The sequence below is a fragment of the Erythrobacter sp. 'gip.4 top 5' genome (assembly GCF_056495765.1).
This window is the reverse complement of record NZ_CP200270.1, coordinates 830,159-856,376: the sequence shown is the minus strand read 5'-3', so window position 1 is coordinate 856,376 and position 26,218 is coordinate 830,159. Positions and strand designations below refer to the sequence as shown.

The 26,218-nt window shown below is 60.6% G+C and carries 21 protein-coding genes; 14 read left to right on the top strand and 7 right to left on the bottom strand.

The genetic code is table 11. The features are described 5' to 3' along the window. Nucleotides 1-19: 19 nt before the first annotated feature. The 4 genes from gltX to rpoB all read right to left on the bottom strand — a co-directional run bounded on the left by gltX (nt 20) and on the right by rpoB (nt 10,589). Entirely contained in the window at nt 20-1,378 is a 1,359-nt protein-coding gene (gene gltX, locus ACRANW_RS04145; RefSeq protein ID WP_479433277.1) for a glutamate--tRNA ligase, read from the bottom strand. A gap of 40 nt (nt 1,379-1,418) precedes the next feature. After that, on the bottom strand, nt 1,419-1,808 hold the full coding sequence (locus ACRANW_RS04140; RefSeq protein ID WP_479433276.1) for a DNA-directed RNA polymerase subunit beta': 390 nt from the start codon (nt 1,806-1,808) through the stop codon (nt 1,419-1,421). A gap of 216 nt (nt 1,809-2,024) precedes the next feature. Further along, entirely contained in the window at nt 2,025-6,326 is a 4,302-nt protein-coding gene (rpoC, locus tag ACRANW_RS04135; RefSeq protein WP_479433275.1) for a DNA-directed RNA polymerase subunit beta', read from the bottom strand. A gap of 66 nt (nt 6,327-6,392) precedes the next feature. Beyond that, on the bottom strand, nt 6,393-10,589 hold the full coding sequence (rpoB, locus tag ACRANW_RS04130) for a DNA-directed RNA polymerase subunit beta (RefSeq protein WP_479433274.1): 4,197 nt from the start codon (nt 10,587-10,589) through the stop codon (nt 6,393-6,395). Nucleotides 10,590-11,026: 437 nt separating this feature from the next. On the opposite strand from rpoB, the gene ACRANW_RS04125 reads away from it, so the two are divergent. Genes ACRANW_RS04125 through ACRANW_RS04115 form a run of 3 tightly spaced genes read left to right on the top strand, consistent with a single transcriptional unit; the run spans nt 11,027 to nt 11,944 of the window. Then, a complete protein-coding gene (locus ACRANW_RS04125) occupies nt 11,027-11,164 on the top strand; it encodes a hypothetical protein (protein WP_479433273.1) in 138 nt (45 codons plus the stop codon). Nucleotides 11,165-11,189: 25 nt separating this feature from the next. Then, the gene (locus ACRANW_RS04120) at nt 11,190-11,708 is read left to right on the top strand and encodes a DUF2975 domain-containing protein (protein ID WP_479433272.1); all 519 of its coding nucleotides are present in this window, start codon (nt 11,190-11,192) and stop codon (nt 11,706-11,708) included. Further along, nucleotides 11,708-11,944, top strand: a complete 237-nt coding sequence (locus ACRANW_RS04115; protein ID WP_479433271.1) for a helix-turn-helix domain-containing protein — start codon at nt 11,708-11,710, stop codon at nt 11,942-11,944. The genes ACRANW_RS04120 and ACRANW_RS04115 overlap by 1 nt, the downstream gene beginning before the upstream one ends. A 42-nt stretch (nt 11,945-11,986) precedes the next feature. On the opposite strand, the gene ACRANW_RS04110 is transcribed toward ACRANW_RS04115, so the two are convergent. Beyond that, a complete protein-coding gene (locus ACRANW_RS04110) occupies nt 11,987-12,394 on the bottom strand; it encodes a phosphate-starvation-inducible protein PsiE (protein ID WP_479433270.1) in 408 nt (135 codons plus the stop codon). Between the two features lie 397 nt (nt 12,395-12,791). Here ACRANW_RS04110 and rplJ point away from each other — a divergent pair, with 397 nt between their 5' ends. The 8 genes from rplJ (at nt 12,792) to csgH (ending at nt 19,883) form a co-directional block, all read left to right on the top strand. Continuing rightward, nucleotides 12,792-13,304, top strand: a complete 513-nt coding sequence (rplJ, locus tag ACRANW_RS04105) for a 50S ribosomal protein L10 (RefSeq protein ID WP_479433269.1) — start codon at nt 12,792-12,794, stop codon at nt 13,302-13,304. Nucleotides 13,305-13,385: 81 nt separating this feature from the next. Further along, complete coding sequence (rplL, locus tag ACRANW_RS04100) at nt 13,386-13,757, top strand: 50S ribosomal protein L7/L12 (RefSeq protein ID WP_479433268.1); 372 nt, start codon at nt 13,386-13,388, stop codon at nt 13,755-13,757. A gap of 592 nt (nt 13,758-14,349) precedes the next feature. Next, nucleotides 14,350-14,769 carry a curli assembly protein CsgF gene (locus tag ACRANW_RS04095; RefSeq protein WP_479433267.1) on the top strand — a complete coding sequence of 140 codons (420 nt, stop codon included), beginning with the start codon at nt 14,350-14,352 and terminating at the stop codon, nt 14,767-14,769. Nucleotides 14,770-14,836: 67 nt separating this feature from the next. After that, nucleotides 14,837-15,751 carry a CsgG/HfaB family protein gene (locus ACRANW_RS04090; RefSeq protein ID WP_479433266.1) on the top strand — a complete coding sequence of 305 codons (915 nt, stop codon included), beginning with the start codon at nt 14,837-14,839 and terminating at the stop codon, nt 15,749-15,751. 297 nt (nt 15,752-16,048) lie between these two features. Further along, entirely contained in the window at nt 16,049-18,064 is a 2,016-nt protein-coding gene (locus tag ACRANW_RS04085; protein ID WP_479433265.1) for a beta strand repeat-containing protein, read from the top strand. A gap of 68 nt (nt 18,065-18,132) precedes the next feature. Beyond that, nucleotides 18,133-18,762 (top strand): hypothetical protein, encoded by a 630-nt coding sequence (locus ACRANW_RS04080; protein WP_479433264.1) that lies wholly within the window; start codon nt 18,133-18,135, stop codon nt 18,760-18,762. A 9-nt stretch (nt 18,763-18,771) separates the two neighbouring features. Next, nucleotides 18,772-19,536: a hypothetical protein gene (locus ACRANW_RS04075; protein WP_479433263.1), complete on the top strand. Its 765-nt coding sequence runs from the start codon at nt 18,772-18,774 to the stop codon at nt 19,534-19,536. Between the two features lie 62 nt (nt 19,537-19,598). Beyond that, complete coding sequence (gene csgH / locus ACRANW_RS04070; protein ID WP_479433262.1) at nt 19,599-19,883, top strand: curli-like amyloid fiber formation chaperone CsgH; 285 nt, start codon at nt 19,599-19,601, stop codon at nt 19,881-19,883. 3 nt (nt 19,884-19,886) lie between these two features. Here the strand turns inward: csgH and ACRANW_RS04065 are convergent, their stop codons facing one another. Further along, nucleotides 19,887-21,011: a hypothetical protein gene (locus ACRANW_RS04065; protein ID WP_479433261.1), complete on the bottom strand. Its 1,125-nt coding sequence runs from the start codon at nt 21,009-21,011 to the stop codon at nt 19,887-19,889. Nucleotides 21,012-21,450: 439 nt separating this feature from the next. On the opposite strand from ACRANW_RS04065, the gene ACRANW_RS04060 reads away from it, so the two are divergent. After that, nucleotides 21,451-22,872, top strand: a complete 1,422-nt coding sequence (locus ACRANW_RS04060) for an MATE family efflux transporter (protein WP_479433260.1) — start codon at nt 21,451-21,453, stop codon at nt 22,870-22,872. On the opposite strand, the gene ACRANW_RS04055 is transcribed toward ACRANW_RS04060, so the two are convergent. After that, entirely contained in the window at nt 22,787-23,815 is a 1,029-nt protein-coding gene (locus ACRANW_RS04055) for a mechanosensitive ion channel family protein (RefSeq protein ID WP_479433259.1), read from the bottom strand. The two genes, ACRANW_RS04060 and ACRANW_RS04055, sit on opposite strands and share 86 nt — an antisense overlap. A gap of 146 nt (nt 23,816-23,961) precedes the next feature. Between ACRANW_RS04055 and ACRANW_RS04050 the strand changes: the two genes are divergently transcribed. Both ACRANW_RS04050 and groL read left to right on the top strand, forming a co-directional pair. Next, on the top strand, nt 23,962-24,249 hold the full coding sequence (locus ACRANW_RS04050) for a co-chaperone GroES (protein WP_479433258.1): 288 nt from the start codon (nt 23,962-23,964) through the stop codon (nt 24,247-24,249). 55 nt (nt 24,250-24,304) lie between these two features. Further along, nucleotides 24,305-25,936 (top strand): chaperonin GroEL, encoded by a 1,632-nt coding sequence (groL, locus tag ACRANW_RS04045; RefSeq protein ID WP_479433257.1) that lies wholly within the window; start codon nt 24,305-24,307, stop codon nt 25,934-25,936. Nucleotides 25,937-26,218: the final 282 nt, after the last annotated feature.

Below are 26,218 nucleotides of genomic sequence, written 5' to 3'. Positions count from 1 at the left end.
GCATCTGCGCGAAGCCGCGTTAAGCCGCCGCCCGTGACAACCTCGCGCGGGTCTCGCTCTCACCGATTAACGGCAAAAGTTCGCTCATGTCAGGGCCGTGATCCATGCCTGTCAGCCCTTGGCGCAGGGGCAGGAACAGGCCCTTGCCCTTTCGGCCCGTCGCCTCCTTCAGCGCGTCGGTGAGCGTGCGCCACGGATTTTCGCCCCACACCAGCACGCTCGCCGCCTGGGCAAGGAACGCCTTGTCGTCATCGCTGAACTCTGGCTGCGTAATCGGTCCGGTGACGAGCTGCCACCAATCGCCTGCTTCGCCGATGTGCACGAGGTTGGGGCGGATTGCGTGCCAGCCGGCTTCATCCATGCCCTGCGGCAAGCGGGGTGCGACAGCATCAAATGGAAGTTGATGCACGATCCCTGCGTTGAGCCTTTCGAGATCCTCTTCATCAAATTTTGCCGGCGCCCGCCCAAAGGTGGATAGATCAAAGCTGGCGATCAGCGCATCGCGGTCTGCGATCGGTTCGACGGGCTGCGAGGTGCCGAGCCGCGCAAGCAAAGCGACAATCGCTTCGGGCTCAATCCCGCGCTCGCGAAACGCATCGCAACCCAGCGAGCCGAGCCGCTTTGAAAGCTTGCCCTCGCGGCCCACCAGAAGGGCCTCATGCGCAAAAGCGGGGAGTGCCTTTGCTGCGCCTTCTGCTGCAGCGAAGCCCGCAGCAAAAAGCGCGGTAAATATCTGAATCTGAACGGCGGTGTTGGAAACATGATCCTCGCCGCGCAGCACTTGTGTCACGCCCATATCGATGTCGTCAACGGCACTAGGCATCATATAAAGCCACGATCCGTCCGCACGCCGGATCACCGGGTCTGAAAGCTGGGCAGCATCGAACTTCTGTGCGCCGCGAATACCATCGTCCCATTGAATCGGCTCGGCATGGTCAAGCATAAAGCGCCAATGCGCAGGGGTGCCTTCGGCTTCCTTCGCCGCCCGCTCGGCATCGGTCAGCTTGAGCGCGCCGCGGTCATAGATGGGCGGCAGACCGCGGCCCAAGGCGATCTTGCGCTTGATCTCTAATTCCTGCGCGCTTTCGTAACAGGGATAAATCCGGCCTACGTCCTGAAGGGCCTTGAATGCTGCCTCATAACGATCAAGCCGCGCGCACTGTCGCTCCTCGGCATCCCAGGCAAGGCCAAGCCATGTCAGATCGGCACGGATCGCGTCGACATATTCCTCCCGGCTTCTTTCCGCATCGGTGTCGTCAATCCGCAGGATGAAGCGCCCGCCACTTTTCCGGGCAAGCATCCAGTTATGCAGTGCGGTGCGGATGTTGCCGACATGAAGTCGGCCTGTGGGTGAGGGAGCGAAACGCGTGATCATCATGCCGCGACCGGTAGAACGCGCGCGGCTTGCCCGCAAGCACTCACACAGCGCGCAATTCCGCTGCCGCCAGAGCCAAAGCCCCTTCCCATAGGCGATGCATCCGGTCGGAGCGGATGAGGCCGCTCAGCGCGTCTTCGAACGCTGCACGTTCGCCATGTGCTGCGGCATCAACAAAGTCGCCGATCGTCGCCTCGTCATGGCTGAGCAAGCGGCAGCAGAACCGCGACACATGGATATTCTCGGGCCAGCTTACCGAGATGGTCTGGGCAAGAAACAGCGCCTTGGCAGCAATCTCGACGCTGCCCAGCCGCACGGCCAATTCCGGCACCGGATCGCGGCCCATCCGTTCGTGCAGCGCAATCAACCGAAGAGCATGAATGAAGCGGCCGGCAATCGGCCCAAGCGCTTCAATCCGAGGCGAGGCTGCCAATGCTGCAATAGTGTTCAGGGTTGTGGAGGAAGGAGCGTGTTGCCGGGACATGAGACCTCGCTTTTAAATGCCGTTGGGTACGATCCACGATGTGCCCTAGATGCGAGTGACTTGCAATAGCGGATTGGTACAATGCATGTGCCAAATGAAAAGCCCCGCCAGAGCAGATGCTCGGGCGGGGCCATTCGTGCTGAGATAGCGATTATGCAGCGAAAACTATTCCTCGCCAGCATCGTCCACATCGGATGCGGGGGCTGCGGACGCCATCGCGGCCATTGCGGCCTTCATCTTCTCTTCCGATCCGACGGCATCGGCCGCCGGTTCGGCTTCGCGCTTGCCGGTCGCCACAAGCGCGTCCTGCTGCTTCTTCCAGGCGGCTTTCAGCGCCGCATCGCGGCTGTTGGCCGTAACACGCAGACGGTTCATGCCTGCACCCGTACCGGCAGGAATGAGGCGGCCCACGATCACGTTTTCCTTCAGACCGATCAGCGTATCCTTCTTCCCTTCAACCGCCGCCTGCGTCAGCACGCGGGTGGTCTCCTGGAACGAGGCTGCCGAAATGAAGCTGCGCGTCTGGAGCGAAGCCTTGGTGATGCCGAGCAGCACCGGATTGCCCGACGCGCCCTGCTTGCCCTTGCCCAGCTTGCCATTGATCTCCAGCATTTCTGCCAGATCAATCTGTTCGCCCGGCAGCAGGGTGGTGTCCCCGCCATCGGTGATCTCGACCTTCTGCAGCATCTGGCGAACGATCACCTCGATGTGCTTGTCGTTGATCTTCACGCCCTGCAAGCGATAGACTTCCTGGATCTCGTCAACGAGATACTCGGCCAGCGCTTCGACGCCCATGACTTCCAGAATGTCGTGCGGGTTGGGCGATCCGGAAACAAGGGTGTCACCCTTCTTCACGAAATCGCCTTCCTGAACGTCGATCACCTTGGTTTTGGCGATCAGGTATTCCACCGGATCCCCTTCCTCAGGAATAATCGCGATCTTGCGCTTCGCCTTGTATTCGCGGACAAATTCTATCCGGCCGGAAATCTTGGCGATCACCGATACATCCTTGGGCATACGCGCTTCGAACAGTTCGGCAACACGTGGCAGACCGCCGGTGATGTCGCGGGTCTTGGCAGCTTCGCGGCTGGCACGCGCGAGAATGTCGCCCGCCTGCACCGTGTCACCATCCGTCACCGACAACGTCGTGCCCGGAGCAAGCATATACCGCGCTGCTTCGATTTCACCGCTGCCTTCCGCCAGAAGGGTCATGCGTGGACGCAGGTCTTCCTTCTTCTTGCGGCCCGTTGCACGGTTTTCCGTGACAACGCGCTGGGCAATGCCGGTGGCATCATCGACCTGTTCTTCGAGCGTGATGCCCTCAATCAGATCCTGATACTTCACTACACCCGATTGTTCGGTGATGATCGGCAGCGTGAACGGATCCCACTCGGCGATACGATCGCCGATCTTCACGTGATCGCCATCCTTGAACTTGATGACAGTCCCGTAGGGAACCTTGTGCATTTCGCGCTCGCGGCCTTCGGCATCGATCACAGCAATTTCACCGTTACGGGCAAGGCTAAGGATTCGGCCCTGCTTGTCCGAGATGGTGGGCATGTCGCGAAGCTCGATGCGGCCTTCCGAAATCGCTTCGAGGTGCGAGGTCTCGTTAAGCTGCGCCGCGCCGCCGATGTGGAAGGTCCGCATCGTTAGCTGAGTGCCGGGCTCACCGATCGACTGCGCAGCGATAACGCCGACAGCTTCACCAATGTTCACCGGCGTACCACGAGCTAGATCGCGCCCGTAGCAGGTGCCGCACACGCCCTGTTCCGCTTCACAGATCAGCGGCGAACGGATCCGCGCTGACTGCACTTCTGCCGCTTCGATGTCCTTGACCATCGCTTCATCAAGCAAAGTGCCCGAGGGAACGATGACTTCGCCGGTTGCCGCGTTGAGAATGTCCTCGGCCACGGTGCGGCCCAGAATACGCTCACCGAGCGAGGCGATCACGGAACCGCCCTGAACGATCGCACGCATTTCGAGGGCGTTTTCGGTCTTGCAGTCTTCTTCAACGATGACGCAATCCTGCGACACGTCGACCAGACGGCGAGTGAGGTAGCCCGAGTTCGCCGTCTTCAACGCGGTATCGGCCAGACCCTTACGGGCGCCGTGGGTCGAGTTGAAGTATTCAAGAACGGTCAAACCTTCCTTGAAGTTCGAGATGATCGGCGTCTCGATGATCTCGCCCGAAGGCTTGGCCATAAGACCGCGCATCCCGCCGAGCTGCTTCATCTGCGCTGGGCTACCACGGGCACCGGAGTGGCTCATCATGTAGATCGAGTTGATCTGGGCTTCGCGACCCGTTTCAGGATCGATCGGGGTCGCCTTGATGCGCTCCATCATGGCGTCGGCCACAAGGTCACCACACTTCGACCACGCATCGACCACGCGGTTGTACTTTTCCTGCTGCGTGATCAGACCGTCCTGATACTGCTGCTCGTACTCAGCAACCAGCCCCTTGGTGCTTTCGACCAGTTCGATCTTGGCCTCAGGGATGATCATATCGTCCTTGCCGAAGCTGATCCCGGCCTTGAACGCGTAACGGAAGCCGAGCGACATGATGGCATCGGCAAACAGCACGGTGTCCTTCTGGCCGGTGTGACGATACACCTGATCGATTACGTCACCGATCTCGCGCTTGGTCAGCAGACGGTTGATGATGTCGAAGGGGACCTTGTGGTTCTTCGGCAGACATTCACCGATCAGCATCCGGCCCGGCGTGGTTTCAAACCGCTTCATGGCCACCTTGCCGTCTTCATCGGCCTGCGGAACGCGGGCGAGAATACGGGTGTGGAGCGTCACGGCCTTGGCTTCGAGCGCCTGGTGCACTTCGGCCATATCCGAGAATCGCGCGAGACGTTCGACCTTGGTGCCATCGGCATTGTCGAGATATTCCGGGAACTTCTCCTGCCGCTCCATCGAGAGGTAGTAGATGCCCAGAACCATGTCCTGCGAAGGCACGATGATCGGCTTGCCGTTGGCGGGCGAGAGGATGTTGTTGGTCGACATCATCAGCACGCGCGCTTCAAGCTGGGCTTCCAGCGAAAGCGGCACGTGGACCGCCATCTGGTCACCATCAAAGTCAGCGTTGAAGGCCGAACACACCAGAGGGTGCAACTGGATCGCCTTGCCTTCGATCAACACTGGCTCAAACGCCTGAATGCCCAAGCGGTGCAGCGTCGGCGCGCGGTTGAGCAGCACCGGGTGCTCGCGGATCACTTCGTCCAGGATGTCCCAGACTTCCTTGCGCTCCTTCTCGACCCACTTCTTGGCCTGCTTCAAGGTCATCGAAAGGCCCTTGGCATCCAGACGCGCGTAGATGAACGGCTTGAACAGCTCGAGCGCCATCTTCTTGGGCAGGCCGCACTGGTGCAGCTTCAATTCCGGCCCGGTGACGATCACCGAACGGCCCGAATAGTCGACGCGCTTGCCGAGAAGGTTCTGCCGGAAGCGGCCCTGCTTGCCCTTGAGCATGTCGGACAGCGACTTGAGCGGACGCTTGTTGGCGCCCGTGATCACGCGGCCGCGGCGGCCGTTGTCGAACAGCGCGTCAACAGCTTCCTGCAACATCCGCTTTTCGTTGCGCACGATGATGTCCGGCGCACGCAGTTCGATCAGGCGCTTCAGACGGTTGTTGCGGTTAATCACACGGCGATACAGATCGTTGAGATCCGAGGTCGCAAAACGGCCACCATCCAGCGGCACCAGCGGGCGCAGCTCGGGCGGGATCACGGGGATCACTTCGAGGATCATCCATTCCGGACGGTTACCGGAATCGATGAAGCTTTCGACGACCTTCAGCCGCTTGATAATCTTCTTGGGCTTGAGCAGCGACTTGGTGGTCGCCAGCTCTTCCATCAGGACATCACGCTCGTTTTCGAGGTCAAGCGACATCAGCATGGTGCGCACGGCTTCCGCGCCGATATCGGCGGTGAAGGCGTCTTCGCCGTATTCGTCCTGCGCTTCGAGCAGTTCGTCTTCAGTCATCAGCTGGAACTTCTCCAGCGGGGTGAGGCCCGGTTCGGTGACGATATAGCTTTCGAAGTAGAGCACGCGCTCAAGCTGCTTGAGCTGCATGTCGAGCAGCAGGCCGATGCGCGACGGCAGCGACTTCAAGAACCAGATGTGCGCAACCGGCGCCGCTAGTTCGATATGGCCCATGCGCTCACGGCGCACCTTGGTCACGGTGACTTCGACGCCGCACTTTTCGCAAACGACGCCCTTGTACTTCATGCGCTTGTACTTGCCGCACAGGCACTCGTAGTCCTTCACGGGACCAAAGATACGCGCGCAAAACAGGCCATCACGTTCAGGCTTGAACGTGCGGTAGTTGATGGTTTCGGGCTTCTTGATCTCGCCAAAGGACCACGAACGAATACGCTCGGGGCTGGCGATGCCGATCTGGATCTGGTCGAAGGTTTCGGGCTTCGCCAGCTGGTTGGTGAATTTGGTCAGGTCGTTCATGACTGTGTTCCCTTGAGGGATGAAACTATCAGGCGGCGTGGCGGGGGCACATCCGGCCCCCGCGCCTTATTCCGCTGCAATCGCGCTGTAATCGGTCTGGTCTTCGTCCTCATCGAGGATCGAAGTCAGCTCGACGTTCAGGCCCAGAGAGCGCATTTCCTTGACGAGCACGTTGAAGCTCTCGGGAATGCCGGCTTCGAAAGTATCGTCACCCTTGACGATCGCTTCGTACACCTTGGTCCGGCCGACGACGTCATCGGACTTAACGGTAAGCATTTCCTGCAAGGTGTAGGCCGCGCCATAAGCCTGCAACGCCCAGCATTCCATTTCGCCGAACCGCTGTCCGCCGAACTGCGCCTTACCGCCCAGCGGCTGCTGGGTAACAAGGCTGTACGGCCCGATGGAACGCGCATGGATCTTGTCGTCGACCAAGTGGTGCAGCTTGAGCATGTAGATAATGCCCACGGTCACCTTACGGTCAAACGCATCGCCGGTGCGGCCATCATACAGCGTGGACTGACCCGACGAATCGATGCCCGCCTTGATCAGCATTTCGGTGACGTCAGGCTCACGTGCACCATCAAACACCGGGGTACCCATCGGCACGCCGGCCGATAGATTGCCGGCCAATTCGACGATATCGGCGGTTGCACGGCCGTTCAGATCCTCGAAGTACTGGTCGCCGTAGATGTCCTTCAGACGGTCAACCACCGCTTCGGGCGGCTTGATCCCGGCGAAATCTTCCGCGGCATCGGGGTGCTGTGCGCGCCAATCGGCGAGCATGTCCCTGATCTCATGACCCAGCGCCCGGGCAGCAAAGCCAAGGTGCGTTTCAAAGATCTGGCCCACGTTCATGCGCGATGGCACGCCCAGGGGATTGAGCACGATATCCACCGGCGTCCCATCAGCCAGGAACGGCATATCCTCGGCCGGCAGGATGCGACTGATCACACCCTTGTTGCCGTGACGACCCGCCATCTTGTCGCCCGGTTGCAGCTTGCGCTTCACCGCCACGAACACCTTGACCATCTTGAGCACGCCCGGAGCGAGTTCATCGCCGCGTTCCAGCTTTTCCTTACGGTCCTGGAACTTGGCATCGATGATCGCCACGGCTTCGTCATATTGCGACTTCACCGCTTCGATTTGAGTCTGACGGCCATCATCCGCCACAGCGAACTTGAACCATTCGAACCGTTCAAGCTCTTCGAGCATCTCGGCGGTGATCTCGACGCCCTTCTTCGCGCCCTTCGGCGCAGCCGAAGCGGTCTGACCGATCAGCATATCCCGCAAGCGGTTGTAGGTCGCCCGGTTGAGGATGGCGCGCTCGTCTGCCGCATCCTTGCGAAGACGTTCGATTTCCTCGTTCTGAATCGCACGGGTACGATCGTCGATTTCGATACCGTGACGGTTGAACACCCGGACTTCGACCACAGTGCCCGCCACGCCCGGCGACAGCCGCAGCGATGTGTCACGCACATCGCTCGCCTTTTCGCCGAAAATCGCGCGCAGCAGCTTTTCTTCCGGGGTCATCGGGGATTCGCCCTTGGGCGTGATCTTGCCGACCAGAATGTCACCGGGGTGAACTTCTGCACCAATGTAGACAATGCCCGCTTCGTCGAGGTTGCGCAGGGCTTCCTCGCCGACATTGGGAATGTCGCGGGTGATGTCTTCCGGTCCGAGCTTCGTGTCACGCGCCATGACTTCGAACTCCTCGATATGGATCGAGGTGAAGACATCGTCCTTCACGATACGTTCGCTGATCAGGATGGAGTCTTCGTAATTGTAGCCATTCCACGGCATGAACGCGACGAGGCTGTTCTTGCCCAGCGCCAGTTCGCCCAGATCGGTCGATGGTCCATCGGCAATGATGTCGCCCTGTTCGATCACGTCACCCACCTTCACCAGCGGACGCTGGTTGATGCAGGTGTTCTGATTAGAACGCTGGAACTTCTGCAGCGTGTAGATGTCCACGCCCGACTGGCCGGCTTCGACATCACCGATGGCGCGGATCACGATACGGGTGGCGTCCACCTGATCGACGATCCCGCCGCGCTTGGCCGCAATCGCCGCGCCGCTATCACGCGCCACGGTTTCTTCCATGCCGGTACCCACCCAAGGCGCTTCGGCCTTGACCAGCGGTACAGCCTGACGCTGCATGTTCGAGCCCATCAGTGCGCGGTTGGCGTCATCGTTTTCCAGGAACGGGATCAGCGATGCGGCAACCGAAACCAGCTGCTTCGGGCTGACATCCATCAGCGTCACGTGTTCACGCGGCGCCATCAGGTTGTCGCTGTTGTGGCGGGCCGAAACCAGCTCTTCCACAAAGCTGCCGTCTTCATTGAGCCCGGCCGAAGCCTGCGCAACGGTGTGGCGCTGCTCTTCCATGGCGGAAAGATAGACCACATCAGCCGTCACCTTGCCGTCCACAACCTTGCGGTACGGAGTTTCGATGAAACCGTACTTGTTGACGCGGCTGAACGACGCGAGGCTGTTGATCAGACCGATGTTCGGGCCTTCCGGCGTTTCGATCGGGCAGATGCGGCCATAGTGCGTGGGGTGAACGTCGCGGACTTCAAAGCCTGCGCGCTCACGGGTGAGACCACCCGGGCCCAAGGCCGAAACGCGGCGCTTGTGGGTGACTTCCGACAGTGGGTTGGTCTGGTCCATGAACTGCGACAGCTGCGAGGAGCCGAAAAATTCACGCACGGCGGCCACGGCGGGCTTGGCGTTGATCAGATCGTTCGGCATCACGGTCGACACATCAACCGACGACATGCGCTCCTTCACGGCGCGCTCCATGCGCAGCAGGCCAACGCGGTACTGGTTTTCCAGCAATTCGCCCACCGAACGAACCCGGCGGTTGCCGAGGTTGTCGATGTCGTCAACTTCGCCCTTGCCGTCCTTGAGACCGACAAGCTCCTTCACCACGGCCAGAATATCTTCCTTGCGCAGTGTGGTGACAGTGTCTTCGCACTCAAGCGCCAGACGCATGTTGAGCTTCACACGGCCCACAGCCGAAAGGTCATAGCGTTCGGCATCGAAGAACAGGCCTTCGAACAGCGCCTCGGCGGTTTCCTTCGTCGGCGGTTCGCCCGGACGCATGACCTTGTAGATCGCTTCCAGACCTTCATCACGGTTCTCGGCCTTGTCGGCCTTGAGCGTGTTGCGGATCCACGGACCGGTGTTGATTTCGTCGATATCGAGCAACGGCAGGCTATCGATCCCGGCTTTGTCAAAGGCCTCGATGTGCTCAAGCGTCAATTCGTCACCGGCTTCGATGTGAATGCGGCCCGTCGCCTCGTCGATCATGTCGACCGCAGCGTAGCGGCTGACGACTTCTTCGGTGGGCAGCAGCAGTTCGGTCAGACCATCCTTGGCGGCCTTGTTGGCAGCGCGCGGACTGATCTTCGTGCCGGCGGGGAAGACTTCCTCGCCCGTGACGCCATCGATCAGCGGGAAGGTCGGCTTCACACCGCGCCAGGCTTCGGCGAGGAACGGAATCTTCCAGCCGTCCTTCGCGCGCTCCCACACGACCGTGTTGTAAAACTGTTGCAGGATTTCTTCAGCATCCAGTCCGAGCGAATACAGCAGCGCCGTGACCGGCAGCTTGCGCTTGCGGTCGATACGGACGTTGACGATGTCCTTGGCGTCGAATTCGAAATCGAGCCACGAGCCACGGTAGGGAATGACGCGGGCTGCAAACAGCAGCTTGCCCGACGAGTGCGTCTTGCCGCGATCGTGATCGAACAGCACGCCCGGCGAACGGTGCATCTGCGACACGATCACACGCTCGGTGCCGTTGATGATGAAGGTGCCGTTGTCCGTCATCAAGGGCATGTCGCCCATGTACACGTCCTGCTCTTTGATATCGAGGACCGAGCGGGTTTCGGTTTCGCTATCAACCTCGAACACGATCAGGCGCAGCGTCACCTTCATCGGCGCTGCGTAGGTGATGCCGCGCTGACGGCACTCGGTGGTGTCGTACTTGGGATCTTCGAGTTCGTAATGCACGAAATCAAGCTCGGCGGTGCCGGCGAAATCGCGGATCGGGAACACCGAACGCAAGGTCTTTTCCAAGCCCGAGACGTAGCCAGTGGCCTTGTCGGAGCGCAGGAACTGCTCGTAGCTTTCACGCTGAACTTCGATCAGATTCGGCATCTGCACCACTTCGTGGATGTCGCCGAAGATCTTGCGGATGCGCTTTTTCGCGGTCCCTTGCGCCTTACGGCTGCGGGTTGCGTGCGGCTTCGCCTTGGTTGCCATGGAGGGTAGGGCCTCTTTGATTGGGCCGCGCGGGGGTGCCGCGCGGACAGGAAAACTGTGTCAAACCGCGCGGAGAGATCAGCCCTTCATCAACGCACAAAAGCCGCTTGGCCAAACCTTCCGTTTAAAACGGAAAGCGGCAGCAGCATTGAATATGTACGTCGCGAAGCGGGCGGCGAGGCTTCCTTCCCGGATTGATCCACCGCGAATGAATCAACCTTGCTCGAAGCGGTCGCGAAGCCAAGCATGTAGGATTGCCCCGCCGCGGTGTCAACGCCAGCGTCTCGCTCACATCGTCTGTGGCCCGAGCGAAATCGTGAAATTAGCGAAGAACGACGTCAGAAATATCGAAAAGCAATATTATTGATTGACGATATGCCAAATCGCTCTTAAAGAAAGTTTATCGAACAACAATACGCTCAATCAAGGAGATCGATATGAATCACTTTCTGAACCAAGCCTTCGCCGCTGTCGCTGCCATCACCCTCACACTTAGCACGGTCGCCGCCATTACCACGGTGCCGCCTGCGCCAACCAACGCCGCTGCGCCGCTGGTCGTATCTGAGGTTGCCTAAACCCAACAACCTGTAGGAGATACCAATGTCCGATACCCAAACAACTCCGCTGATGAATGGCACCCGGCTGTTTCTCACAGCGCTGCTAGTGGTTTTCTACGCTGTTGCCGCCATGCTTGCGATCGGGGTGGTCATGGTCCCGTTTGTTATCATGCAAACTCCGTCCCCTAATGGTTTGACACCTTTCGATGGACTGATGTTGCTAGGGCTTCTGGTGTTTATGGTTGTGCAAATCGCGTTTATCCGGCTCCTGCGCGCAATAGTTGCGAGCGTAGCTTTGGGCGACCCGTTCGACACAAAAAATTCGCGGCGGTTGCGATTGATGGGCGGGCTTGCATTATTAATGTGGGCAACCGAAGCTGCTTTCCTGTTTTATGCCGCCACGACTGGCGCAACAACGGAATCAATATCGCCGGGCAGTGAATTGTTAGCCGACGCCATCGAGTTGGTCATCACCCTGATCGCCCCTCTCACGCTATTCATCCTCGCCCGCGTGTTCCGTCACGGCGGCGCGTTGCGTGAAGACCTCGAAGGGACCGTGTGATGCCACCCACCAACGACGACATCGAAGGCACCCGCATCATGGTCAAACTCGACGACCTGCTTTACGCCCGCCGCATGACGCTGACCGAGTTGGCCGAACGGGTGGGCCTCACCCTCGCCAACCTGTCGATCCTCAAGACCGGCAAGGCCAAGGCGATCCGCTTTTCCACCCTCGCTGCGATCTGCCGCGAACTCGAATGCCAACCGGGCGATCTGCTGGCTTACGACGTGGAATAGCAAACCGACTGGATTGACATTGCCCTGCCCCGCCAAAGCCCGTTAGTCGGAGCGCAGACGCCCCATCACAAGCGCCGCAAACGCCAGCAACAAGATGGCGCCCGATTCATAAACGACGTTCTGTGCATCCATGTCCTTGCCTTGCAGCACGATCAGCCGGGCGATCGCGGTGATCGCGATGAAGATCGGGAAGACGAAGGACGATCCCTTGCCGGTGTAGAACACCGCGATCATCGCGATCACCTCAGTGTAAAGAAACATCAGCAGGATGTCGGCCAGCACAATCGACCCGCGCTGATAGACCGACCAGACCTCGGTTCCTGCGGCGACCAGCGTCATGATTGCGGCAACCATCAGCAGGCCCTGTTCGATCCACTTGAACAGCTTTCCTGCCGCGATGTCCGGCACGTCCGGCCGGGAGTCGGGGTCGATGGGCTCTGCGGGGGTCATGATACGATGACATAACGCAAAGCCGCAGGCTTTACCAAGGGTTTGCCGCGTTCAAACAACCGCGGGCTCAGGCTGGAAGGGTTCCTGCGTTCGGACAAACGGCTTGACTCGCAACCCCGCAAGAGTAAGTGCGGCGCCGACCAATCAAAAGGTCATCCGTCCGAGACAGTTGGTGAAGGCAATCGAGCCTTCTTAATGTCCAGCCTAGACGGGGAAACGAGATTCCGGCGGCCTGCGCAAGCAACCGCCCGCGTGCCAGCCTTGATGGTGGCACACACCCTCCTTCCCTTTCGAACGGACTCGCCCGTGCTTTGGTGCCTTCGTGGTGCTGTGCGCGGACAAACGTAGCCGGTCGTTCGGGCAGCCGCCCGTTCGGCCATTAGTGAAGGAGTATGGCATGGATCGTTCGCAGAAAGCCGACGCGGTTGCCCAGCTCAATGCGGTCTTCAACGAGGTTGCCGTGGTGGTTGTCACCCGTAACCTTGGCATGACGGTGGCTCAGTCCACCGCCCTGCGTCTGAAGATGCGCGATGCTGGTGCCACCTACAAGGTTGCGAAGAACCGTCTCGCCAATCTCGCCCTGGAAAACACCGACTATGTCGGGCTTGGTGACATGCTCACCGGCCCGGTCGGGCTGGCCTGGTCGACAGACCCGGTCGCGGCTGCAAAGGCCGCTGTCGAATTCGCCAAGACGAACGACAAGCTTGAAATCGTCGGCGGTTCGATGGGTTCGGTCGTTCTCGACGAAGCCGGAATCAAGGCACTTGCCTCGATGCCCAGCCTCGACGAGCTGCGCGCCAAGCTCATCGGTCTGGTCAACGCACCTGCGACGAAGATCGCCCAGGTCGTTACCGCACCCGCCGCGAAGGTCGCCCGTGTTTTCGCCGCTTACGCGGACAAGGCAGCCTAAGAGACGCTTTTTCGTCAGACGACACAATCTTTGGGCTTTGGACACGGTGTCCGGCCCCGCCACAAATTGGAGTGAACCATCATGGCTGATATTGCCAAGCTTGTTGAAGAACTTTCGAAGCTGACCGTCCTTGAGGCAGCCGACCTCGCCAAGGCCCTCGAAGAAGCATGGGGCGTTTCCGCCGCTGCTGCTGTCGCGGTTGCCGCTGGCCCCGCTGCTGCTGCTGAAGCCGTGGAAGAGCAGACTGAATTCGATGTCATCCTGACCGGCGACGGCGGGAAGAAGATCCAGGTCATCAAGGAAGTCCGCGCGATCACCGGCCTCGGCCTGACGGAAGCCAAGACCCTCGTTGAATCGGCTCCCAAGGCCATCAAGGAAGGCGTCAACAAGGCTGAAGCCGAAGAAATCAAGGGCAAGATCGAAGCAGCCGGCGGCACCGTCGAGCTCAAGTAATCTTGACGAAAAGTTTTGCGAGCGTCTTGAAGCGTTCGCAGATGGGAGGGCGGCATCAGCGATGGTGTCGCCCTTTTCGTTGCCTTCCGACCGGAGCCGCGCCGCACCGGCAGGGTGTGGCGCGAGCGAAGCTGTACCGAGACTGCACCGATTCCAAGCAGCGACCACAGCGCCCGGACCATGGGGTTTGCGTTATCACGCGCCAAACTGGGCTTTCCTGACGATCAGCATTTTGGCGCATAATCGGCACGACCGATCGCTCCGCTCGGTCGGCTTTACAAGCGACCCGATCGCACGGCGAGCACGGCATATCGTGTGACACGGTGACGCGTGATACGCGGATTCACGCAAACTTTTAACGCCTTCGAGTAATGTCGCAGTCTTTGCCCCTCGCATCAATTTGGCAATAAATGCAGCTTTTGCAACTGTCTAGCATGTGGACGATTTGAAAGGCCCAGCCAAAGTTACTTTACACCTTGTTAATAAGGCCTAACATGCAGCCACCGAGTCGCGGAGCCGAAACAGGCTCAGAACGGAAAGCAATGGGGAAAATACCCCATGCGGCTGTTCCTTGGTAAGTTTGGGGGATTTCATGCGCATCTACAAATCATGCCTTCTGGCGTGCGTCCTGTTGGCAAGTGGCCCGTTGGTAGCGCAAGATCTGGTTCATCAACCAATAAGTCCTACGTTCGGCGGCAATCCGTTCAATTCCCAGCACGTCCTCGGCGTTGCCAACGCCAATAATGATTTTCGCGATCCGCGTGCATCAACCAGCAATTCGCAGGCCGACATTTTTTCACGCCAGCTACAATCGCGGCTGCTTTCGGCGCTGTCCTCGCAAATCGTCGATGCGATCTTTGGCGACAACCCGCAAGAGTCGGGCACGATCAGCTTTGGCGGCCAAACCATCGAATTCTTCCGTTCGCTCGAAGAAGTTACACTGATCATTCGCAACGACACCACAGGTGAAGAAACCCGCATTGTCGTGCCGCTGTTCATCGAAGTGAACTGAGCCGGCCATGCGTAACCTTTTGCCCTTTGTTTTGGCTTCGCTGTCGATAACCGCTCTGAGCGGCTGCATGAACATGCCGCAAGACGGCCGGAATGCGCTGCCGACCACCACCAGCCTCGCCTATTTTCCAAAGAAAACGCAGACCCAAACACTGCTCAATCAGCTGCCGGCACCGCAGCGGCCCGTGGCGATTGCGGTTTACGGGTTCACTGATCAGACCGGACAGTTCAAGCCGAGTTCCCAAGGCCAAACTCTGTCGCGCGCCGTCACACAGGGCGCCAGCTCAATGCTGGTCAAGGCACTTCAGGACGCAGGCAATCGTGGCTGGTTTACCGTGGTTGAACGTGAGCGCCTGGATAACCTGTTGAAGGAACGCCAGATCATTGGCGAAATGCGCAAGCGTTATCTTGGTGAACAGGAGGTCGATCCCAGCGCTCTGCCCGCTTTGTTGTTTGCCGGCGTGCTGCTGGAAGGCGGCATTGTCGGTTACGATACCAACACCGTAACCGGCGGCGCAGGCGCAGCATTCCTTGGCATTGGCGCGCGGACCGAATACCGGCAGGACACCGTTACGGTGTATTTGCGGGCGGTGTCGGTCCGCACTGGCGAAGTGCTCGCCAACGTCACAACATCCAAGACCATTGCCAGTCAGGCGCTGGGCGCCAGCGCATTCAAGTTTGTGGCTTTCCGCGAATTGCTGGAAGCCGAAGCCGGGATCACTTCGAACGAGCCTGATCAGATTGCGCTGCAGCAGGCGATCGAAAAAGCCGTTTACGGGCTTGTGCTCGAGGGTGTGGAACTGGATCTGTGGCGTTTCAACGACATGGCATCCGCCATGCCGCTGCTGGCCGCCTACCGCGCCGAGCGGGACGGAATTTATGATGCCAGCGATATCCAGAAAGCGGTCAAGCGCGCAGGGTCATTGACCGCGCTGACCGTGGTTGATGGTGACAAGCTGGATGAGCGACGCGACGGTTCGTGACGCTGCAACGAGTTTTCCGAAGGACTTCATCGTCGGACGGGACAAATCCAGAGAGCGCGTGAAGCGCCGACTGGGCCGCAAAAAATAAAGCACGCAAAGGAGCGGCAACTCCAATGCGCGCGAGGTGTAGGCTAGCGATAACCTGAAACGGCCCGACGTCTTACCGCGTCGCGGCCAATGCTTGGTATCGCCTAACGTAAAGGCGGATGCAACCATGAATGCCGAGCGACCCGTGCCCATGACGGCATGCCACCCCAGCGCGGCACAAGCTCCAGATTTGATGGTCGGCCACACAGCATGCGCACGCGTGATCGCAGCAGCGCGGCTGCTGTTCGTCTTCACCAATTACAAGGAATTCCCTCTTGGACCGCATTGGTCCGGGTGGGGCCATTGCACCAGGACATCATCGATTCTGGACTGAAAACACACTCGTTCTGTCGCATTGAACACTCCAAAATGAAGGATGTACACATGAAAAAGACAATCTTTACCGGCGCTTCAATCCTGGCGCTCGCCATCGCCGCTCCGGCCTTTGGTCAGAGCATTTCGACCGTCGACCAGACGGGCACCAACGGCAGCGCCACAGTCACGCAGAACGGCTCCAGCCTCAATTCGGACATCGACCAAAGTGGTGACAACAACCAAGCCAACGTGACGCAGACCAACGCTTTTAACGAAGCCGACGTCGCGCAAGTGGGCACCAACGGCAAGGCGACCATCGGCCAGAGCGGTACAGGGACAGTCGCTGGACAGACTACTGGGCCGAACCAAGCGCGGATCGACCAGGCAGGTGACGGAGCCGAGGCCGAAATCACCCAAGCTGGGGCCGACCGCAATCAGGCGCAGGTCAACCAGAACGGCGACAGCTTTGCCCGGATCACGCAGACGGGCGTGTCTCAGGAAGCCGAAACCTACCAGACCGGCGACGGCAACCAGGCCTTCACCACGCAGAATGGCAATTCCAACCAGGTCGGCAATGCGCTGAACACATCAGTCGCAGGGATCGTGCAGACCGGTGACGACAACTTCGCCACCATTGACCAGGATCCCTCGTCGTTTTCGTCTGCGGGTGTGAACCAGCTTGGCAATTCCAATATGGCCAATGTTCGTCAGGAGCAGAACGGAGGCGCCGGCGGCAATCGCAGCAATGCCACCGTTGCGCAAACCGGTGATTTCAATGATGCAACCGTCAACCAGCTTTCAACCATTCGGCCCGCTCGCCAGGATGCCACGATCACGCAAACCGGCACCGGCAATGTCGCGTCGACTGAACAGACCGGACAAGATCTGGACTCGACCACTACGCAAGGCGGAAGCAGCAACTTCGCAAATGTTGCGCAGGCTGACACCGAGAGCAAAAGCGTGGTCAATCAGCAGGGTGCCGGCAACGAAGCGGCGGTAGACCAGTCGGGCCTGAAGAACGACAGCGACATCCAGCAGACCAGCACCAAGGCCGTTGCGTCAGTGACCCAAAGCGGCACCCTTAATGTGTCGGACGTTGTCCAGGCGGATGATGCGGGCGGCGTCGCAATGGTTAACCAGTCGGGTGACAACAACACCTCCGATATCGTTCAGACCGGGCTCGATTCGTCTGGTTCAGTGGTTCAGTCAGGCAACAACAACCTTGCCGAACTGACACAAGGACGTGAGGCCGGGAACAACTTCCAGACCAGTGGTCAGGAGGCGCTGATCGTGCAGACAGGTGACAATAACCGCACCACTGCAACCCAGACGGCAGCGCGTGGCGATATCAATGTCTTGCAGGGCGGCAACAACAACGAAGCCGACATTCTGCAGTCGGGCTTTGATAACAGCACCGGTAACAGCGACATCCCTGCTGAAGTCGGCGTGTCCCAGACCGGCGACAGCAATAATGCCATCATCAACCAGCGTGGGCAGCTTTCCAGTGCAATGATCGATCAGATTGGTAACAACAACACCAGCACGATCAATCAGAACGTCTTTCAAGACGGTCGTATTGCCAGCCGCGGCATGGATGCCTCATCGGTTCAGGCCGGCAACGACAACACCAGCCTGATCACGCAGATCAACGATCAGATCGCCGCGCCGCAGTCGCCGTCCAACAACTTCGCCAGCGCGAACCAGGGCGGGGATATGAACGAGTCCGAAATCAGCCAGAACGGCGCCCTCAACAGCGCCATGGTGACCCAGTCGGGCGATCTGAACGAATCGTTCATCATCCAGGCCGGCACCAACAACGCTGCAACGGTGAACCAACTGAGCGATCACAATATGTCGACCGTCAATCAGAACGGCACGGGCAACACCGCCATGGTCACTCAAGGCATGTAAATGCACAGGCCCCGGGCGGGAGCGTCGCTCTCGCCCGGGGCCCTTTTTTCCGTTAACAAGGACAGATCATGGCGACACATTCCCTCAACCTGATCCGCTCAGGCGCAGCGGCCATGATTTTGTCTGTCGGAATGATCACGGCGCCAGCCGCGCTCGCGCAGGACGCGCCCGATCGCGGCGTTTATGTCATGCAGATCGGTGACGGCAGCCGCGCAACGATTACGCAGACCAATTCCAATAGCTTGGCCAGAGTGATTCAGAACGGCGACGACAACCAAACCGTTCTCGCCCAAAATGGCACCGCCCCCCACCGCGCGCTCATCACGCAAAACGGCAATGGCAACAAAGCGACAGCCGAACAGGACGGCGATGGTACGGCCAGTCTTTCTTTGCTGCAGGATGGTAATCGCAACGTGGCCATCGTTTTGCAGCGTGAGGTCTTTAGTGCCGAACGGACCGGGGCCGAAATTCTCCAGAGCGGCAATGATAATCATATTACGCTCACTCAGGATGGCAGCGACAACGGCGCTCGGCTCAAGCAACAGGGCGATGGCAACCGCATGACCGCGACTCAACTTGACAGCGGCAACCGGCTTGAATGGACCCAAGACGGATACGGCCTGACCGATCTCAATATCACGCAAACCGGCGGCGCGACCATGCTGGTTACACAGAGCCAACCGGGCAGCGGGGGCTAGGGCAAGGCGATGCGCGACTGGCTGCCTTTCGCCGGCATCATGCTAAGCGTGATCAGTTCCCCTGTATTCGCGCGCGCGCAGCAGGACACGCAAAGCCCGCCTGCCAGCCGCACCGAAGCCCATCAAATCGAAATGCCTGCGTCCGATACACACACGGGACCGGGCCGGGGCTATCTGGACGCCACCGCCCGCCCCGCCCAGCCCCCGCCGCCGCGGACCAGCCTGATGCAAACCCCCGCCGACGCAGCCTTGCGCGCCGAGGGCCGCGCCCCGGACCGCCAGATCAGCGCGCGCGGACAAGGCGGCCTGGGGATGGCGCAACTTTCACAGAGCGATCTCAATGCGACGCTGGCACAGCTATCCCTGGCCGAACGGCGGGTGCTGATGCAGGCGATCGAAGGCACCGACATCTGCAATGAACCACCCGATGTTCCAGTGATCGCGGCATTGTGCCGGAATCGGATCGAGACTCGCGCAGCGGAGTTTGCGGCGCTGTCCGAACGTCCGCTCAGCGCCGAGGACCGGCTGCTGCGCGGCGATCTGGAAACCAGTGCGCTCCCCAGCGTCGATCAGGTAATCGAGCGGCTGGCGCGGGGCGGAGCGTCGAGCGCGGATCTCAGCAATCAGGCGATCGCCTCGATCGCACTGAGCACATCACAGCCCAGCGCCTCTCGTCGGCCTGAAGAGGGGCAACCCGATACCGCCAGCTTTGGGGAAGAAACCCAGGCGCTGATCAATGCGCTCATCAACCAGCTCGGAGGCCGCGCGCCATGACACTTGCCTTGCCCGCACGCGCACTCGCGCTTGCTCTCCTTTCTCATGCCACGGTGCCCGCCATGACCGATAACGCCCTGACCCTTAATGTGCGCGAGCATGACGGAATGCTTGAAGTTCAGCTGATCGGCCTGTCGCCGCGCGCGCAAAAGGTGAGCTACAGCCTTGATCTGACAGGGCGGTCGACGTCGCGGCACCGCGGGTCGACCACCTTGGCTGCCGATACGCGCGCCGTGCTCTCGACCATGACGACACAGGCGGGCGCAAACTGGTGCGTCAAGCTGGTGGCAGAGGAAGAGGGTCGTACGCCCTATGAAATCACGCAAGGGCCTTGCGCCAACGACTAGGGTCTAGCGCCGCATCTGATCCATGCGAGTGGCACCTGCCCCGCGCTCGGGCGCGGAGATCTGGTCCATGTGAACCTTGCGTGCAGCCTTGGGCCGAGTGTCGGTCAGGCCTATGTTGAACTCGTCATAGACCGGATCATAGCTGATCGGGATGCCCTTCGCCTGCAATTCTGCAAGCGACAGATAGGCATTTCCCGCCGCCGAGCCACGGATTCGGACCAGCTGCGCGTCATCGAAGCGATCGGACAGAACTTCGGCAATCGCGCCGAGCCGAACCTTGAGCCCGGCGGGGGTCTGCTGGAACTCCACTGCACCTGCGGCCTTGCCGTCGACGCGAGTGACCAACCGGGCCGTGGCCAGAGGCGAGGCCACGCGGTCGGTGGCCGAGGGCGGCGCCGCAAAGGCCGGGCTGGACGTGCGCGCAAGTGGCACGGCGGCGGCAGGCTTTGGCGTGAGGAGCAGTGCGAGGTGCGGCGCACGTTTGGGTGGAGTCCGGACGGCGGCGATCCGCGCTAGGTCGGGTTGGGACGGGCTGGGCGCGGCAGCCGCAGACGACGCGACAGATACGGCCACCGCCGCAGACATGGCCGCGGCCGGCTCTGATGGCGGCGCGGCAGCAGGCGCCATTTGCGATAGGATCACAGGCGAGGGCCCATCCAGGGGCGTAGCCGCCACGGCAGCTTCCGCGATCATCTCCCCACGCGCAAACGATGATGCCTCCACACCGGGGGACAAAATGGCAGGCGCCCGATCCGCGTCGGCGCTCACGTCCGGCGAGGCAGCTGTGACGGACGGCATTGAGGCCAATTCCGGAACGGGTGCCACTGCAACATTGGCGGCCAGCTTGACCGGCAGCGAGGGCTGGTGTGATGCCTCGGGCATGCAACCGGGGACAGACGACGCCATCGGCGAAGGCAGCAAGGTATCGGGAACCGGCAGGCTGGCAGCAGGCTGGGTATCCGGCAACGCCCGCGCGCTGGCCGGGACAAGAGACCGAGTGTCGGGCAGCGGCAGCGCAGCGATTTGCGGCGGGACACTGTCCTGATTTATGATCGCGGCATAGCGTACCCCCGACAGCACCGGATGGGCCCGCGTCAGCCCCGGTTTGATGGACGTCGGCCGCTTCACAGGCGCCGGCGCGGGCGGGTCGACTATGGCATCGTTCCGCGCAAGATCACCGGCACCGAGGGACAATTCGGGAAATGTGAGCGCTGCGATCAACACCACGCTGCCGGGCAGCGCACGGCGCCGCCGACCCTTCGTACGGCCGCCCGGATCTGGATCTTCGGCGCAGCCTCCGGCGGGCCCCCCACCTATTGGTCCGTTGTCTTTCACATTCGCCCCCAAGCGCTTGGCCTATGTGCCGACGCAGCGATTCGGCAAAGCGCAATCGTACCAATCTTAAACCGGACAGGCGGGCGATACGCTGCTGCTATTCCAGCTATTGGGGATGCCTCAGGCAGTGCCAAGCTCTCCGTGCTCCGACTGTCGCGGCTTTTGCGCTTTCCCCGAATCATACACAGGCCTATCCGGCGCGGTCCGCCCTTGGCGGGTATCCGGAACGAACATGCAACAAGCAACCCTTCTCCAAACGCCCAGCTGGGGCCAGGAATTGCGTGCGACCATTGGGCTCGCAGGGCCGCTGGCGGCCGCCAATCTGTTGCAGATGCTGACCTATGCCGTCGATGTGATCTTCATCGCGCGGCTTGGCGAACAGGAACTGGCCGGATCGGCGCTGGCAGTGTCGCTGTTCGGGCTGGTGTTGTGGGCGCTGACCGGGCTGACCGGAGCGGTCGCGCCGCTGATTGCCGAAGCGGTCGGCGCCCGCGCGCCGGCGCTGCGCCCTGTGCGGCGGTCCGTCCGCATGGCGCTGTGGCTGGCGCTGTTGGCGGGTATCGGTGGCACAGGGCTATGCCTGCTGCTTGATCCGATCATGCGGATATCGGGCCAGCAAGCCGGGATCATCGCCTTTGCCAACCAGTACAACAACGTCATCGTCATTTCGATGGTACCGATGCTGCTGGCCGGGGTGCTGCGGAACTTCGTGTCAGCACTGGGCCGCCCGATCTTTGCGACCGCGATCACCGGCCTTGGCATCTTCGTCAATGCCGCGGCCAATTACGTCTTCATTTTCGGCAATTTCGGCGCCCCCGAACTGGGCCTTGCCGGCGCCGCCGTCGCCACGATCATCACCGCCCTCTTCACGCTGGGCGCCTATGTGCTGGCGATTCGGATGGACCGGCGGCTGCACCGCTATCACGTGTTCGGGCGGCTGTGGTCACCGGACTGGGCGCGGTTTCGGCAGATTGTCCAGATCGGCACACCGATCGCGCTGACGATCACCGCCGAGGCCGGCATCTTCGGGACAGCGGCGTTTCTGATGGGACGCTTCGGCGCGGCGGAACTGGCGGGCCACACGGTCGCCTTGCAATTGGCGGCACTCGCCTTTCAGGTGCCCTTCGGTGTGGGACAGGCTGCCGCCATCCGGGTCGGCTACCACTATGGCGCACGCGATGCCGTGGGGGCGGGCCGCGCCGGCTGGGTGGCGATTGCCATTGGCACAGGCTTTATGGCGCTGACGGCGGGCGCGATGGTGCTGTTCCCGAACCTGCTCTTGCGCATTTATGTTGATCCGGACGCTGCCGCCAATGCCGCGCTGGTGGCGTTTGCGCTGCAATATTTGGCGCTCGCTGCAATTTTCCAGCTGGCCGATGGGGTGCAGGCCGTGGCGGCGGGCGCGCTGCGCGGGCTGCAGGATACGCGTGTGCCGATGTGGTTTGCGATCTTCAGTTACTGGGTGCCCGGTATCGGCATGTCGATCGGGCTGGGTTTCTTCACACCGCTCGAAGGCACGGGCGTATGGATCGGCCTTGCTACGGGGCTGTTCTTCGCGGCGGCCTTGCTTATTTGGCGCTGGCACCGCCGTGAGGCTTTGGGTCTGACACGGGGGCAGCCAGCGCCTTGGCCTTCTTCTTCGCCGGCTGCGTGATGTGATGAACCTCTTGCTGCGGGAAGGGAATCGAGATGCCCTTGTCGTCAAACCGGCGCTTTGACGCTTCAGTCAGCGCCCAGGTGAGGCCGAGGTAATCTTCGGTTTTGCACCACACCCGAAGCCCCATCGTCACCGCACTGTCGGCCAGCGCTGAAACGAACACCACCGGAGCCGGATCATCCAGCACCCGGATATCGGCATTTGCCAGATCAAGCAGTTCCTGGCGCGCCAGCCCGATATCGTCATCGTAGCCGATCCCGACCAGCAGTTCGAACCGCCGCGTGGGCATCCGTGAGAAATTGATGATCGGCTTATTCCATAGCTCGCTGTTGGGGGCCATGACGTACAGTCCGTCATATTGCAGAAACTCGGTGGTAAACAGGCCGATCGCCTGCACGATACCCGTCACCTGGCCTGCGTTGATCGCTTCACCCACGCGAAACGGCCGCTGAATCAGGATCATCACACCGGCGGCAACATTGCTGAGCGTGCCTTGCAAAGCGAGGCCGACCGCCAAGGCCAGGCCGCCCAGCGCAGCGATGATGCTGGTGGTCTGCACCCCGAACTGGGTCAGCACTGTTACGCCAACCACCACCCACAGCGCATATTTGATGAGATTGCCGAGGAATTTGGCCACCGTCGGTTCAATCCGGCCCGAACGGCTCAACGCCCGGTCCGCGCCCTTGGACAACAGCCGCGCCAGAATGACGCCGATGACCAGCACTGCAACCGCGCCCGCGATTTGCGGAATGCTGTCGCGCAGCCACTGCCAGGCTTGCGCCGCGAAATCGAATTCCTCGGACAGGCGGGCGTTGAGTTCGGCTAGCTTGGGGTTGGTCATCGGTTCGGGTCGCTTCATCAATTGCATCATGCCGAAGCTGCCGGCGAAAGCGGCAACGGCGTCCCGCGCCCGATAACCGACCGTACCGGCGCTGGCCACCCCGACAGCGCAAAGCGTGCCCTCGGCGAAATTTTTTGCCTGTCCGGGGGTTGATTCATTCGGCCATCACAACCAAATGCATCCTCGTTGGCACTCTCAAGCGGAGAGTGCCAAGCAACCCAAACTTATCAGGAAAGGTCATCATTATGGCATTTCGTCCGCTGCACGACCGCGTTGTGGTCCGTCGCATCGAAGCCGACCAGAAGACCGCTGGCGGCATCATTATTCCCGATAGCGCACAGGAAAAGCCAAGCGAAGGCGAAATCGTCGCCGTGGGCGAAGGCGCCCGTGACGATGCCGGCGCGCGCATCACGCTCGACGTCAAGATTGGCGATCGCGTCCTGTTCGGCAAGTGGTCGGGCACCGAAGTCAAGATCGGCGGCGAAGACCTGCTGATCATGAAGGAAAGCGACATCATGGGGATCATGGGCTGAACGCCTGATCCCTGACGCCTCTTTCAATCCGTAATTCATCTCAGGAGAAACAATCATGGCAGCCAAGGACGTTAAGTTCGGCCGCGAAGCCCGCGAAGGCATTCTGCGCGGCGTCGACATTCTCGCTAACGCCGTCAAGGTGACACTCGGCCCCAAGGGCCGCAACGTCGTCATCGACAAGAGCTTCGGTGCCCCGCGCATCACCAAGGACGGCGTTACCGTCGCCAAGGAAATCGAGCTCAAGGACAAGTTCGAAAACATGGGCGCGCAGATGCTGCGCGAAGTCGCCAGCAAGGCGAATGACTCAGCTGGCGATGGCACCACCACCGCCACCGTGCTCGCCCAGTCAATCGTGACTGAAGGCATGAAGTCGGTCGCCGCCGGCATGAACCCGATGGATCTCAAGCGCGGGATCGATCAGGCCGTGATCGCTGTGGTCGAAAACCTCAAGAGCCGTTCCAAGGACGTCTCGGGCTCGGAAGAAATCGCCCAGGTCGGGATCATCTCGGCCAATGGTGACCGTGAAGTCGGCGAAAAGATCGCCGAAGCCATGGACAAGGTCGGCAAGGAAGGCGTGATCACGGTTGAAGAAGCCAAGGGTCTCGAATTCGAACTCGACGTTGTCGAAGGGATGCAGTTTGATCGCGGCTATTTGTCGCCCTACTTCATCACCAATCCTGACAAAATGACCGTGGAACTGGATAACCCCTACATCCTGATCCACGAAAAGAAGCTGTCGAACCTGCAGGCGATGCTGCCGATCCTCGAAGCCGTGGTGCAGTCGGGCCGTCCGCTGCTGATCATTGCCGAAGACATCGAAGGCGAAGCGCTGGCCACCCTGGTGGTCAACAAGCTGCGCGGCGGCCTCAAGGTTGCTGCGGTCAAGGCCCCGGGCTTTGGCGATCGTCGCAAGGCGATGCTGCAGGACATCGCGATCCTGACCAAGGGCGAGATGATTTCCGAAGACCTCGGCATCAAGCTCGAAAACGTCACCGTGGGTATGCTCGGCCAGGCCAAGAAGGTCTCGATCGACAAGGACAACACCACGATCGTCGATGGCGAAGGCTCAGCCGACGACATCAAGGCGCGCGTGTCGGAAATCCGCACCCAGATCGACGCCACCAGCAGCGATTACGATCGTGAAAAGCTGCAGGAACGTCTGGCCAAGCTGGCTGGCGGTGTTGCCGTGATCAAGGTTGGCGGCGCGTCTGAAGTCGAAGTGAAGGAGCGCAAGGATCGCGTCGATGACGCGCTCCATGCCACCCGCGCCGCTGTTGAAGAAGGCATCGTCCCCGGCGGCGGCACGGCTCTGCTTTACGCCACCAAGGCTCTCGAAGGCCTCAAGGGTGCGAACGAAGACCAGACCCGCGGCATCGACATCATCCGCAAGGCGATCACCGCCCCGATCAAGCAGATCGCCCAGAACGCCGGCCATGATGGCGCGGTCGTTGCAGGCAACCTGCTGCGCGAAAATGACGAAACGCAGGGCTTCAACGCGGCGACCGACACCTACGAGAATCTGGTGAAGGCCGGCGTGATCGATCCGACCAAGGTGGTCCGCGTCGCTTTGCAGGACGCAGCTTCGGTTGCTGGCCTGCTGATCACCACCGAAGCGGCGATTGTGGAGCGTCCGGACGACAAGCCGGCTGCACCTGCAATGCCCGACATGGGCGGCATGGGCTTCTAAGCTCCACGCCAACCAAAGTCAGACACACGAAACCCCGGCGGAGCGATCTGCCGGGGTTTTTTGTGGTGCAACGCAGTGCTTCGAAGGCGGGCGAGACGTGCGGATTACATGACGTGGTGGCCTTTCCCGAGCCGGCCGCTCAATCAAGCCCCATCAAACAACAACGCCGCGCTTGGCATCATCTGGTTAACCCGATGGTGAAATTTCGGCGTTAGCCTGGTGTCAAGCTCCCGGCTGCGACAGGCAGGAATGGGTGCCAGACGAGCCGCACGCGGAGAGACA